The 12882-nt window shown below is 70.3% G+C and carries 12 protein-coding genes; 10 read left to right on the top strand and 2 right to left on the bottom strand.

Features of this window, described 5'->3' with window-relative positions:
• Nucleotides 1-182: 182 nt before the first annotated feature.
• Complete coding sequence (locus ACIBD9_RS11570) at nt 183-1067, top strand: aminoglycoside phosphotransferase family protein (RefSeq protein ID WP_396717167.1); 885 nt, start codon at nt 183-185, stop codon at nt 1065-1067.
• Nucleotides 1068-1091: 24 nt separating this feature from the next.
• Nucleotides 1092-1559, top strand: a complete 468-nt coding sequence (locus ACIBD9_RS11565; RefSeq protein ID WP_396716762.1) for a hypothetical protein — start codon at nt 1092-1094, stop codon at nt 1557-1559.
• A 33-nt stretch (nt 1560-1592) separates the two neighbouring features.
• On the opposite strand, the gene ACIBD9_RS11560 is transcribed toward ACIBD9_RS11565, so the two are convergent.
• A complete protein-coding gene (locus ACIBD9_RS11560) occupies nt 1593-1799 on the bottom strand; it encodes a hypothetical protein (RefSeq protein ID WP_396716760.1) in 207 nt (68 codons plus the stop codon).
• Nucleotides 1800-2041: 242 nt separating this feature from the next.
• Here ACIBD9_RS11560 and ACIBD9_RS11555 point away from each other — a divergent pair, with 242 nt between their 5' ends.
• The 4 genes from ACIBD9_RS11555 (at nt 2042) to ACIBD9_RS11540 (ending at nt 6565) form a co-directional block, all read left to right on the top strand.
• Nucleotides 2042-2734 (top strand): sugar transferase, encoded by a 693-nt coding sequence (locus ACIBD9_RS11555; protein WP_396716758.1) that lies wholly within the window; start codon nt 2042-2044, stop codon nt 2732-2734.
• A 22-nt stretch (nt 2735-2756) separates the two neighbouring features.
• Nucleotides 2757-3905, top strand: coding sequence for a DegT/DnrJ/EryC1/StrS family aminotransferase (locus ACIBD9_RS11550; RefSeq protein WP_396716756.1), 1149 nt, complete (start codon nt 2757-2759; stop codon nt 3903-3905).
• Nucleotides 3902-4546: an acetyltransferase gene (locus ACIBD9_RS11545; protein ID WP_396716754.1), complete on the top strand. Its 645-nt coding sequence runs from the start codon at nt 3902-3904 to the stop codon at nt 4544-4546. The genes ACIBD9_RS11550 and ACIBD9_RS11545 overlap by 4 nt, the downstream gene beginning before the upstream one ends.
• A gap of 144 nt (nt 4547-4690) precedes the next feature.
• Nucleotides 4691-6565 (top strand): polysaccharide biosynthesis protein, encoded by a 1875-nt coding sequence (locus ACIBD9_RS11540; protein WP_396716752.1) that lies wholly within the window; start codon nt 4691-4693, stop codon nt 6563-6565.
• Nucleotides 6566-6643: 78 nt separating this feature from the next.
• Here the strand turns inward: ACIBD9_RS11540 and wecB are convergent, their stop codons facing one another.
• Nucleotides 6644-7768 (bottom strand): non-hydrolyzing UDP-N-acetylglucosamine 2-epimerase, encoded by a 1125-nt coding sequence (gene wecB, locus ACIBD9_RS11535; RefSeq protein ID WP_396716750.1) that lies wholly within the window; start codon nt 7766-7768, stop codon nt 6644-6646.
• A gap of 235 nt (nt 7769-8003) precedes the next feature.
• Here wecB and ACIBD9_RS11530 point away from each other — a divergent pair, with 235 nt between their 5' ends.
• From ACIBD9_RS11530 to ACIBD9_RS11515, 4 genes are all read left to right on the top strand, one after another.
• Nucleotides 8004-9029: a polysaccharide biosynthesis protein gene (locus ACIBD9_RS11530; RefSeq protein ID WP_396716748.1), complete on the top strand. Its 1026-nt coding sequence runs from the start codon at nt 8004-8006 to the stop codon at nt 9027-9029.
• Nucleotides 9026-10327, top strand: a complete 1302-nt coding sequence (locus tag ACIBD9_RS11525; protein ID WP_396716746.1) for a glycosyltransferase family 4 protein — start codon at nt 9026-9028, stop codon at nt 10325-10327. Before ACIBD9_RS11530 ends, ACIBD9_RS11525 begins: the two co-directional genes overlap by 4 nt.
• Nucleotides 10324-11238, top strand: coding sequence for a dTDP-4-dehydrorhamnose reductase family protein (locus ACIBD9_RS11520; protein ID WP_396716744.1), 915 nt, complete (start codon nt 10324-10326; stop codon nt 11236-11238). Before ACIBD9_RS11525 ends, ACIBD9_RS11520 begins: the two co-directional genes overlap by 4 nt.
• A 231-nt stretch (nt 11239-11469) precedes the next feature.
• The gene (locus tag ACIBD9_RS11515) at nt 11470-12867 is read left to right on the top strand and encodes an O-antigen ligase family protein (protein WP_396716742.1); all 1398 of its coding nucleotides are present in this window, start codon (nt 11470-11472) and stop codon (nt 12865-12867) included.
• The last annotated feature ends 15 nt before the right edge of the window (nt 12868-12882 follow it).

Here is a 12882-nt window from a genome sequence, read left to right as displayed (position 1 = left end):
AATTTCTGTCCCGACATAAGCCGGCAATCCGCCTATCCCGACCACCGAACCTGCAAGGTCGGCGCGGGTGCCCACCCCCTGGCCCAGACCTGGCCGGGCAACCACGGGCGGCGGGCGGCGCGGCCGGCGGGGAAATTTGCTCGCGTGGCTGCGAGGTTCGGGGTGATGATCTCGCGGTGAGGATGCACGCCGATCAGGTGGACGTAGGCGTGGACGTGGTCTCCGCGCTGGTGGCCGAGCAGTTTCCGCGGTGGCGGGGCCTGCAGGTCCGGCCGCTCCCCTCGACCGGCACGGTGAACGCCCTGTTCCGGCTCGGCCCCGACGTCGTGCTGCGGTTTCCGCTGCTCCCCTCGACCGGCCCCGAGCTGCGCGCCGAGCTGCGGCGTGAGCAGGAGTACGCCGTGCTGCTCGGCGCGCACCTGCCGGTCGCGGTGCCCGAACCGCTCGGCCTCGGCGAGCCGGGCGACGGGTACCCCGGGCCGTGGACGGCGTACCAGTTCATTCCGGGCGAGACGGCCCAGCCCGACCGGATCGGCGACCTCGACGTCTTCGCCGGTGACCTGGCCGGCGTGGTGGCGGCCCTGCGCGGCATCGACACCGGCGGGCGGGTGTGGTCCGGGAGCGGGCGCGGCGGGCGGCTGGCCGACGAGGACGCCGGCGTACGGGCTTCACTCGCGGTCAGCGGCGCGCTCACCGACACCGTCGCGCTCGCCGAGGTGTGGGAGCGGTGCCGGGACGCCCGCCGCGACGACCCCGCCGACGTGTGGATCCACGCCGACCTGATGCCGGGCAACCTGCTGGTTCGCGACGGCCGACTAACCGCGGTCATCGACCTGGGCAGTGTGGGTGTGGGCGACCCGGCGGTGGACCTGATGCCGGCGTGGAACCTGTTCGACGCCGGGTCGCGGGAGACGTACCGGCGGGCGCTCGGCGTGGACGATGCGACGTGGGTGCGCGGGCGCGGATGGGCGCTGGACCAGGCGATCAACGCGCTGCCGTACTACGTCGAGACCAATCCGGTGATGGCCGCGATCGCCCGGCGCACCCTGCGGGCCGTACTCGACTGAGCCCCGTCGCGTACCGTCGTCGTCGTGAGTGAGCTGGACGGCCGGGCGTGGCGGGATCAGCGGCAGCAGGCGGTGCGGGCACACGCCGACGCGGACGCGCGGCGGCGGGCCGCCGAGCACGCGGAGGCGGCGGAGCTGGTGGCCTGGTTCGTGGCCGAGGCGACCCGGCGAGGCCTGCGCACCACCCGGCTGGTTGCCCGGGGTTACGACGGGCGCGGCCGCTACCGGACCAGGCTGACCGGCTGGTACGTAGACCGGGCCGAGACCCGGGCGGTGGACGTGACCGGCCGGTTCCACCTGTTGACCGTGCCGGGCGGTCTGCGAGCCCGGCTGTTCGGCGTCGACCCGGAGCCCAGCCCGGCGCCGTTGGTCGTCGGGGCGGGTGGCCGCGACGGTGAGTCGATTCCGCTGCGGACGCTGCTCACCCGGTTGCTTGGCGACGGGACCGGCGAGCCAGGCCCCACCACCAGGCCTGCTGCACCACGAGGGTGAGCGGCCCGGCCAGCACGATCGCGCACAGGTTGATCACCAGTTGGAGAGCCGAGCCGCCCGCGTCACCGCACGCTCCGTAGCCAGCGGCCACACCGGCGAGTAGGCCGACCACCCAGGACAGCGCGTCCGGCCGCCAGATGACGTCGCTGAGCGGGCAGCCGGCAGCACGGTCACCCCCGCCTCCGCGGAGAGCAGGTCGACGACCCCGTCGACCGGGGCGATCACCCCCAGGTGCACCACGTCAACCCCCCTCGCCCGACCGGCCAGTTCTTCCCTCGCCCGACCGGTCGTCGCGGCTCTACCGCTCGACCCATCACCCGTAGGCGCTGTACAAGGCAGCGGATCTGGCCGTGTCCGACCGCGGGGTTTCGGGGTTGATCGGGGGAATGCGGACCCAGTGTCGCTATTCGGCACCACCGCGTCGTGTGTACCTGATATGACAAATGAGTACGTTTTGCGTAAATCACGTGGGAGGTCACAACGTGCCGGTGCCTGATGGTTTCGTGGACGCCGATCTGTCACTGCCCCGAACCAGCCCGAAGCGGGGCAAGCGCATCATCGACGTCGCCGTGGCGGCATTCCTCCTCCTCCTGGCCACGCCGGTGCTGCTCGTGGTGGCGGCCCTGGTCGCGGCGGGACTCGGTCGCCCGGTGCTGTTCCGACAGTGCCGCGCCGGTCTGCACGGACAACCCTTCGAGCTGGTCAAGTTCCGCACCATGCGGCCACCCAACCTGGGCCTCGGCCTGCTCGGAGACCAGGACCGACTCACCCCGCTCGGGCGTTGGCTGCGCGCCACCAGCCTGGACGAACTGCCCACGCTCTGGAACGTGCTGCGCGGTGACATGAGCCTGGTCGGCCCGCGCCCGCTGCTGCCCGAATACCTCGGCCGCTACTCCCCCCGCCAGGCCCGGCGGCACGAGGTCCGGCCCGGTGTCACCGGGTTGGCCCAGGTACGGGGTCGCAACAGCCTGAGCTGGGAAGAGAAGCTGGACTTCGACGTGCGGTACGTGGACAGCCACAACCTCCGGGTCGACCTGTCGATTCTCGCCGCGACCGTCCGGACCGTGCTACGCCGCGAGGGGATCAACGCGGCCGGGTCCGCGACCGCGCCGGAGTTCCTCGGTACGCCGCCCCGACGTCCGGCGCCTCCGCAGAGGGACCGGACACCGGCATGACGATTCCCCTGGGAGCCGGCCGATGAACCAGACGATCCACCTGTCCCCGCCCGACGTCGGGCCGCTTGAGGAGTCGTACCTGGTCGCGGCCCTGCGTTCGGGCTGGGTGGCACCGGCCGGTCCGGACCTGCGGGCCTTCGAACTCGACGTCGCCGAGCGGGTCGGCACCGGCGGAGCCGTGGCGGTCAGCTCCGGCACCGCCGCCCTGCATCTGGCTCTGCTCGGCGTCGGCGTCGGGCCCGGCGACGTGGTCATCGTGCCCACGCTCACCTTCGTCGCCACCGCGAACGCGGTCCACTACATCGGCGCGCGTCCAGTCTTCGTCGACTGCGAGCCCGGGACCGGAAACGTCGACGTCGACCTTGTCGCGGACCTGCTGCGCCGGCTGCGATCACGCGGCGAGCGGGTCGGGGCGGTCGTCCCGGTGGACATGTTCGGGAGCTGCGCCGACTACCGATCGCTGGTCCCGGTCTGCGCCGAGGCCGAGGTCCCCCTGGTGGAGGACGCCGCGGAGGCCCTCGGGGCCAGTCACCGGGGGCGACCCGCCGGCTCCTTCGGGCACGTCGGCGTGCTCTCGTTCAACGGCAACAAGATCATGACCACCTCCGGTGGCGGAATGCTGGTGAGCGACGACATCGCGCTTCTCGATCGGGCCCGCCACCTCTCCACCCAGGCCCGCGAGCCGGCGCGGCACTACGAGCACCTGGAGACGGGCTACAACTACCGGCTCAGCAACCTCCTCGCGGCGCTCGGCCGGGCCCAGTTGCTCCGGCTGGACGGGATGATCACGCGACGCCGTCAACTGCGCGACCACTACGCGAAGCTCTTCGCCCCGGTGCCGGGCGTCGAGCTGCTCGGCGCCGAGGACACCGAGTCGAACTGCTGGCTCACCGTCATCACCGTCGAGCGGGAGCGGTGTGGCTGGCAGGCCGACGACCTGGCGGCCCACCTGGCCGAGCGGGACATCGAGACCCGGCCCGTCTGGAAACCGATGCACCTGCAGCCCATGCATGTCGGCGCGAAGACCCTGCTCACCGGTGCGGCGGAGCGGCTCTTCGCCGACGGGCTCGCCCTGCCCAGCGGGAGCGCCCTGACCGAGTCGCAGATCGCGCGGGTGCTCGCCGCGATCGACGAGTTCCTGGCCGTCCGGACGGGAGGGTCCACGGCGTGACGACGGGACTGGTGGTGGTCGGCTGCGGCGGTCACGGCCGGGAGGTGCTCACCATCGCCCGGGCGGTGAACGAGGCCGCCGGCCGGGCGGTCTGGCAGCTGCTCGGCGTCGTCGACGACCGACCAACCGAGGAGAACCTGAAGCGCTTGCAGCGCCTCGACGTGCCGTACCTCGGGGACGTGGCCTGGCTGCGTGACGCGCCCCAGGGCACCCGCCACGTCATCGGCATCGGCGATCCCCGGATCCGCCGCACCATCGGCCAGCGGATCGACGGGTACGGCATCGCGGCCGCGAGTCTCGTCCACCCGGACTCCACCATCGGCCCGGACACCGAGTACGGGCCGGGGTTCGTCGCCTTCGCGGGCGCCCGGGTCACCACGAACGTCACCCTCGGTCGGCACGTCCATCTCAACCAGAACGCCACCGTCGGCCATGACAGCCGTCTCGCGGACTACGTCTCGGTCAACCCGCTCGCCGCGGTGTCCGGTGACTGCCACCTGGCCGAGGGCGTGCTGATCGGGACCACCGCCGCGGTGCTGCAGGGCCTGCGGATCGGCCGGGACAGCACGGTCGGGGCAGGTGCCTGCGTCGTTCGTGACGTACCCGATCAGGTGACGGTCAAGGGCGTTCCGGCCCGCTGAGGGCACCAAAACAAACATCATATTCAGCTCACAGCACTCGAAACGCCCAACAGCGCCGCTTTGGCATGTAACAAGAACAAAGAGCCTAGAGGCTCCTTTTGCCGTGCGGGCGAGGGAGCGTGCGACGGGACAGGGAGCCAGCACATGCCGCAGGACACCGAGAACACGCAGGCCGCGGACCGGCAGGCGCGGCGGGCCAGGGCCCGCCAGCGCACCGCCGGGTTCCTCGTCACCGACACCACCGCCTGGGTCGGTGGATTCGTCGCGGCAGCGTGGACCCGGTTCGAGTTCCAGCTTCCCCCGGGTCAGCTGGGCCGGGCAGCCGCGGTCGGTGTCGTGGCGGCGGTCGTACACGTGGCGGTGGCGGCGTTACGCCGGCTCTACTCCGGACGACATCCGCTGGGCAGCCTGCAAGAGGTCCAGGGCGTCGCCGGGACCACCATCACGACGGCGGGCATCGTGCTGCTCGCCCTGCTGCCGTCCGGCGAGCGGGCGGTTCCGGCGAGTACCCCTCTGGTCGGTGGCGCGCTCGCTCTGCTGTTCATGCTCGGTGCCCGGTTCGCGTACCGGCACCGGCGCGACCTCGCCATGCGGCCCGATGTTCGGTCGTCGACGCCGGTGCTGCTGTTCGGGATGGGTGACGCCGGCCAGGGCCTGCTGCGCGCGATGCTCAGTGACCCGCGCGGCCGGTACCTACCGGTCGGCGCGCTCGACGACGACCCGGACAAGCGCGACCTGCGCATCGGCGGGGTACGCGTGCTGGGCGGACGGGGTGACGTCGCCGCCTCGGTCCGGCGTACCGGCGCCACCACCGTGATCTTCTCGGTGGCCAACGCGGACGCCGCGCTCATCCGGCAGATCCGCGAGGCAACCCTCGAGGCCGGCGCGGTCTTCAAGGTGCTCCCTCCGGTACGGGATCTGGTCGACCACCGGATCACCGTCACCGACGTCCGGGACGTACAGGTCAGCGATCTGCTCGGCCGCCGGCAGGTGGTCGGGGACCTGCCGCTGAGCACCAACAGCCTGACCGGCCGGCGGATCCTGGTCACCGGCGCTGGCGGGTCGATCGGCTCCGAGCTGTGCCGGCAGGTGATGAAGGCCAATCCGGGCGAGCTGATGATGCTCGACCGGGACGAGTCGGCCCTGCACAGCCTTCAGATGTCGCTCGCTGGGCGGGCCATGCTGGACGGGCCGGAGCTGATCCTCGCGGACCTGCGCGACGACGAGGGGATTCGGCGCATCATCCGGCAGCGCCGTCCGGAGATCATCTTCCATGCGGCGGCGCTCAAGCACCTGACGCTGCTCCAGCGGCACCCGGGCGAGGCGATCAAGACCAACGTCTGGGGCACCCTGTCGGTGCTGGACGCCTGTCAGGACGTGGCGAAGTTCGTGAACATCTCCACTGACAAAGCCGCCAACCCGATCAGTGTCCTCGGCTACTCGAAGCGGATCACCGAGCGGTTGACCGCGCACGCCGCGTCCCGGTTCCCGGGCACGTTCCTCAGCGTCCGGTTCGGCAACGTGCTGAGCAGCCGCGGCTCGGTGGTGACGGCCTTCCAACGGCAGATCGAGACCGGCAAACCGCTGACCGTCACCCACCCGGACGTCACCCGCTACCTGATGACCCTTCAAGAGGCAGTCCACCTCGTGCTCCAGGCCGCCGAAATCGGTCGGGACGGGGAGGCGCTGGTGCTCGACATGGGCGACCCGGTCCGGATCGTCGACCTGGCACGCCAGATGGCCGACCAGGCGTCCAGTGACGTGCCCATCGTCTACACCGGCCTGCGGCCGGGCGAGAAGCTGCACGAGGACCTGCTCGGGACCGGCGAGGTCGACACGCGACCCCTGCACCCCCTGGTGTCCCACGTGACCGTGCCGGCGCTCGATCCGATGGAGGTCAGCGGGCTGGACCCGTACGAGGACGCGGCGAAGGTCGTCGAGCACCTCGCGCTGCTCTGCAACCAGCCGACCGATCCGGTGGTGGACGGTCCGCTGGGCGTACCACTGCAGTCGCGCTGACCGACCCGGCCGGCAGGCTTCCGACAACAGGGCCGGCGACCGCGGGTGTGCGGTCGCCGGCCCTGTCTGCTGCCTCGTTCAGCGGCGGATGCCCGCCCAGTCGTGGTGCCGGCGGACCGTGGAGAGGATGAAGTCGACCACCCGCCGGGAGGTGTCCGGCACCTGGTAGTCGGCCGGGCAGGGCACCCCGCGTGCGGCGACCTGGGCCACGGTGACCTGGACGGCCTCGACGACGCCGTCCGGGTCGAGGCCGGTCATGATGATCCCGCCGGCGTCCAGCGCCTCCGGACGTTCCATCGAGTCGCGCAGGGTGACCGCCGGGAAGCCGAGAATCGCCGCCTCCTCGCTGATGGTGCCGCTGTCGGAGAGGGTGCACCGCGCCTGACTCTGCAGACGTACGTAGTCGAAGAGACCGAACGGCTCGTGGAAGGTGATGCCGTCGATGGTGAGATCGGCGTCGGTCAGGGCCTCGAGCCGCTTTCGGGTGCGGGGGTGGGTGGACACGAGTACCGGCAGCCCCCAGGTCTGTCGAACGGCACGGAGGCAGTCGAGCAACCGACCCAGCCGGGCCGGCTGGTCGACGTTCTCCTCGCGGTGTGCGCTGACCACGAAGTAGCCGCCGGGTTCGAGGCCGAGCTGGCGCAGGATCTCCGAACTCGCGATGTCGGCGGCGTAGTGGTTCAGCACCTCACGCATGGGTGAACCGGTGTGCAGGATCCGGCGCGGATGGAGCCCTTCGGCGAGCAGGTTGCGCCGGGCGTGCTCGCTGTAGACCAGGTTGAAGTCGGCGATGTGGTCGACCAGACGCCGGTTGGTCTCCTCCGGGACGTTGAGGTCGAAGCAACGGTTGCCGGCCTCCATGTGATAAACGGGCACGCGCATCCGCCGTGCCATCAGGGCGGCGATGCTGCTGTTCGTGTCGCCGAGGACCAGGAGCGCGTCCGGCCTCAGCTCGGTGATGGCCGTCTCCATGCCGGTCAGCACGCCGCCCAGAACCCGTCCCAACGAAGACGTGTCCACTCGCAGCGACCGGTCCGGCTCCCGCAGCCCCAACTCCTTGAAGAAGACGTCGGAGAGGGTCGCGTCCCAGTTCTGCCCGGTGTGGACCAGCACGTGCTCCACCGTCTCGTCGAGCGCCGTCATGATCCGGGAAAGCCGGATGATCTCTGGTCGGGTCCCTACCACGGTCATTACCCGTGTCACGTGTCCACCCTTCGCCGATGACTGCGCCGAACTCCGTCTCGGGTCGGCAGTTCGCTCGTTGGACAAACGAGTCGAGATAGCCGGCGGTAGCGGCATTTTTAATGAAAATTAGTCGCCTATCAACTTTGTCGGCGGTTATCTGGTTTCCCCGGTTCTCGGTCTGCTTAGGACGGTATGGTCCGAATCTATGAAAACTGCGAGCTCCCCCGAAATGGCGGAGAGGGCTGGAGGAGAAGTGATTTCCTCGCTTTCGGACCGACGTTTCCTGATCACCGGCGGGACCGGCTCCTTCGGGCAGACCATGGTCCGTCGCCTGCTCGACGCCGGGGCCTCCGAGGTGCGGGTCCTCAGCCGCGACGAGTCGAAGCAGGACGCGATGCGGCACCGCATCCGCGACGACCGGGTCCGCTACTACGTCGGCGACGTGCGCGACTACGACTCCGTGGCCAAGGCCAGCCGGGACACCGAATTCGTCTTCCACGCCGCGGCTCTCAAGCAGGTTCCCTCCTGTGAGTTCTTTCCCCTGGAGGCGCTGCGGACCAACGTGTTGGGCAGCGCCAACGTCGTGGACGCCTGCGAGCGCAACGGTGTCGAAGCGCTGGTGTTGCTGAGCACCGACAAGGCGGTCTATCCGGTCAACGCGATGGGCATGACCAAGGCGCTCATGGAGAAGGTGGCGCAGGCCCACGCGCGCAACAACCCGGCCGCCCGGACCCGCGTCTGCTGTGTGCGCTACGGCAACGTCATGTACTCGCGGGGGTCGGTGATCCCGCTGTTCATCGACCAGATCCGCAAGGGGACGCCGCTGACGGTGACCGAGCCGACGATGACCCGCTTCCTGATGTCGCTCGACGAGTCGGTGGATCTGGTGGAGCACGCCTTCCGGCACGGCCAGCCCGGGGACATCTTCATCCGCAAGGCCGACGCCTGCACGATCGGCGACCTGGCCACGGCGCTGTGCAACCTGTTCGGGGTGCCCGTCAAGATGAACGTCCTCGGGATCCGGCATGGCGAGAAGCTCTACGAGACCCTCGCCAGCCGCGAGGACCTGTCCCGCGCCGAGGACTTCGGCGAGTTCCTCCGGGTGCCGGTGGACAGCCGGGACCTCAACTACGCCCTCTACTTCGACGAGGGCAGCGTCGACCGGGGCACCCAGGACTTCAACTCGCACAACACCAGGCGTCTCGTCGTTCCGGAGATCGAGTCGCTGCTGCTGAGCCTGCCGGAGGTGCGGGCGCACCTCGACGCTGTCGCGGCGTGAGCGCCCCGGTCCGCAGCGGCGGAAGACCCGACCGGGTCGCACTGGTCAGTCAGTGGTTCCCCCCGGAGCCGGCGCCCTTCGCCGAGGGCATCACCGACTCGCTGCGCCGACAGGGCTTCGACGTCGACGTGCTCACCGGGGTGCCCAACTATCCGAAGGGCGTCGTGTACGACGGATACTCGGCCCGGCGGCGGACCACCGAACTGCGCAACGGGTCCCGGATCCTCCGTACACCGCTGCACCCGAGCCACGACCGGTCCGCAGTCGGCCGGGCCGCCAACTATCTGAGCTGGGCGGCATCCTCGTCCCTGCTCGGCGCGTCCGTCCTGCGCACCGCCGACGTCGCTCTCGTCTACTCCTCACCGGTGACCGCCACGGCCGCGGCCATGACGGCGCGGCGGCGCTGGGGTACCCCGTACGTGACCATGGTGCTGGATCTCTGGCCGGACTCCATCTTCGCGACCGGTTTCCTCACCGACGGGGTGGCCCGCCGGCTCGCGGAGGCGAGCCTCGGCTGGTTCACGGACCGGACGTACCGCTGGGCCGATCACGTCACGGTCCCCGCGCCCGGCCTGCGGGACACGATCATCGCCCGGGGCGTCCCGGCCGACAAGGTCTCGGTGGTCTACAACTGGGCCGACGAGAAGGTCATGCAGCCGACCGAGCCCGAGCCCGGCCTACGCGCCCGGCTCGGCCTGCGCGACGACGACTTCGTGCTGATGTACGCGGGCAACCACGGCCCGGCGCAGCGACTCGACACCGTGATCGACGCCCTGGCCCGGCTGCACGACCTGCCGGACGTCCACCTGGTTCTGGTCGGCGACGGGGTGGAGAAGGACGCGCTGATGGCGCGGGCCGCGCGGAGCCGACCCGGCCACGTCCACTTCCTCGACCCGGTCCCGCCGGAGCGCCTGGCGGCTCGAATGGCGGCCGCCGACCTGCACCTCGTGTCCCTGGCCAACGATCCGCTGTTCGGCATCACCCTGCCCAGCAAGGTCCAGTCGATCCTGGCCTGCGGCCAACCCGTGCTCGCCTGCGCGCCCGGCGACGCCGCTCGGGTCGTCCGCCACGCCGGCGCCGGCTTCGACGCCCAACCCGAGGACCCGGCGAGCCTGGCCGAGGTCCTCCGACAGGCCCGGCAGACGCCCCGAGCGCGACTACGGGCGATGGGACGCGCCGGCCGCCACCACTACCTGACCCACATGAGTCAAGCGACAAACGTGCAGGTCCTCGCCGACCTGCTCTCCGAAGCGGCACGGCGGGCCAGGAGCGGCCGCCGGGACAAGGAGTCACGATGACCCGACGCGTCCTCGTCCTCGGCGCGACCGGGATGCTGGGCCACGCACTCGTGCGGGAGTTGAGTGAGGACACCGCACTCGACGTGTACGGCGCCGCGCGGAGCATGGAGGGCCGCGCCCACCTCTTCCCGCCCGACCTGCTGGCCCGGATCACCCCGGCGCTCGACGTCAGCCGGTTCGACCAGGTGCGACAGGTCCTCGACGACATCCGACCGGACATGGTCGTCAACTGCGTCGGCGTGATCAAACAGCGCCCGGACGTCCAGGACGCGGTACAGACCGTGACGCTCAATGCTCTCTTCCCCCACCTGCTGGCCAACGCCTGCGCTCAGCTCGGCAGCCGGCTGGTGCACGTCAGCACCGACTGTGTCTTTTCCGGCAGTCGCGGTGGTTACCGGGAGAGCGACCTGCCGGACCCACCGGACCTCTACGGGCAGTCCAAGCTGCTGGGCGAGACCACGCTGGCTCCCGCGCTCACCCTGCGAACGTCGATCATCGGGCACGAGTTGACCACCAACCGGTCGCTGCTGGACTGGTTCCTCTCCCAACCGGGCCGGGTAGGCGGATACACCAGGGCCATCTACAGCGGAGTGACGACCGTCGAGTTCGCCCGTCTGCTGCGCGAGGTCATCCTGCCGAGCGAAGACCTGACCGGGCTGTACCACCTCGCCGCGGAGCCGATTTCGAAGTACGACCTCCTCCGGCTGGTCGCCGACGTGTACGGCTGGCCGGGCGAGCTGGTGCCGAACGTCGACTTCGTGCTCGACCGGTCGATGCGCGCCGATGCGTTGGCACAGGACACCGGATACCGCCCGCCGTCCTGGCCGGACATGATCCGGCTGATGCACGACGCGCGGGCCAGGTGGAATGTGCCCGCGACCCAGGTGGGCCGACACGCCACCCGGGTCTGACCGCCCGTACGCCAGGTCGGCCGCGCGCTGACCCATCTCCCGATACATCTCCGCGACCACGGCGGACCGGTGGGGTTTGCGCCCCGCCGGTCCCCGGAGTCGACCAGAACAACGCGCCGTCGCCGATCCAGGCCGGCAGGAGCCGAAGGACATCACGTGGTAGAACGGTTTGGCCTCGTCGCCCTCGTCGTTGGGGCAGCATGTCTCACGGCGGTCACGACCGTCTTCGCCGTGGACGAACCGATGATCGCCGGCGGGGTGGCGCTCCTGCTGGTCGCGCTCTACCTCACGCGGCGGCTCGACGGCTTCGGGCGGATCCTGGCGGTGGCGACGGTTCTGCTGATCTGCGCCACGTCGAACATGCCGTCGCTGGTCAGCTTCAGCTTCTACGCGCGGTACGTGGCGGTCGGCTGCCTCGTCGTCTGGGCGTTGGTGGGGCGCAGCCGTGGAATTCGGCGGGCCGACCACTGGACGGCTTTCTTCGTCACCGCACTTTGGGCGACCGCAGCGCTGGCCACGCTGAGCAGCGTCTGGTCGGTCACCCCGTTGCACACACTCCAGCAGGCCATCGCGTTGTTGCTCCTGGCCGCGCTGACCCACGTGGTGCTGTGGCGCCGTTGGGCCGATCCGGTGGCTGTGGCCGCCGACCTGCACGTGGTCTACGTGGTCCTCAGCATGTCGCTCGTCGTCAGTCTCGGCCTTGGCATCGCGGGCAGCGCGTCCGCCGCCTCCTTCAACGACCGGTTCCAGGGCCTGTACTCCAACCCCAACATGCTGAGCATCATCTGTGCTCTGACCATCCCGCTCGGCTGGGCGCTCTACCGGCAGTCGGGCAAGCGGACAGAGTTGCTCGGCGTCGTGCCGGCCGTCATCGCCCTCCCGATCACCGAGTCCCGTACCGCGTTGATCGCCCTCCTCGTCGGCGGCCTCTGGGTGGTGCTGCGGCACGGGGTCGGGCCGCTGGCCCGCCTACTGGTGGTGACAGTCGGAGGTCTCGGGGTGGCGTACCTGTTCGGCATGCTCCCCAGCCTCGTCGGCTCGTCCTGGGTGCAGGCTCTCGCCACCCGGTTCACCGACCCGGACAATGGCGATTTCTCCAACGGACGTACCCAGACCTGGCAGGCGGCCATCGAGCTGTGGCAGGGTCGTCCGACGCTGGGCTTCGGATACGCCTCAGGTTTCCAGCTGTTCGAACAGACCCGTCAGAACGGCTTCCTCGACGCCAACGTCAATCTGGTGCACAACAGCTATCTGCAGTGGCTGCTGGAGATGGGCGTCATCGGCGTCGCGCCGCTCCTGCTGCTCCTGGCCGTCGCGCTACGGGCGGCGCTGGCTCCCGTCGGCGCACTCAACTCGGGTCTGGTCTGGCTCATCGTCACCGGCCTGCTGATCCAGGTCACCGAGTCGACGATGTTCGGCATGGGCCAGCCCTACCCGTACGTGTTCTGGCTCGCCGTGGCGGGCGTCCTGGTGAGTCTCCGCTCGGGACGCCACGTCTCCGGGGTTCCCGCGAGCGTCTTCATCTCGGCACGTGCCGACGCCGGGCCGTACTCGCACGGTTCGACGGGCCAGCGGCAGCCGACCGTTGCGCACGGTGCGCCCCGGCGGGAACGGGTGCCCGTGCGGTAAAGCCCGACCTGAAAT

It is taken from the genome of Micromonospora sp. NPDC050784 (assembly GCF_044456765.1).
GTDB lineage: Bacteria > Actinomycetota > Actinomycetes > Mycobacteriales > Micromonosporaceae > Micromonospora > Micromonospora foliorum.
Note: the sequence above shows the minus strand (reverse complement) of the source record. Positions and strands in the feature narration are given on the sequence as shown.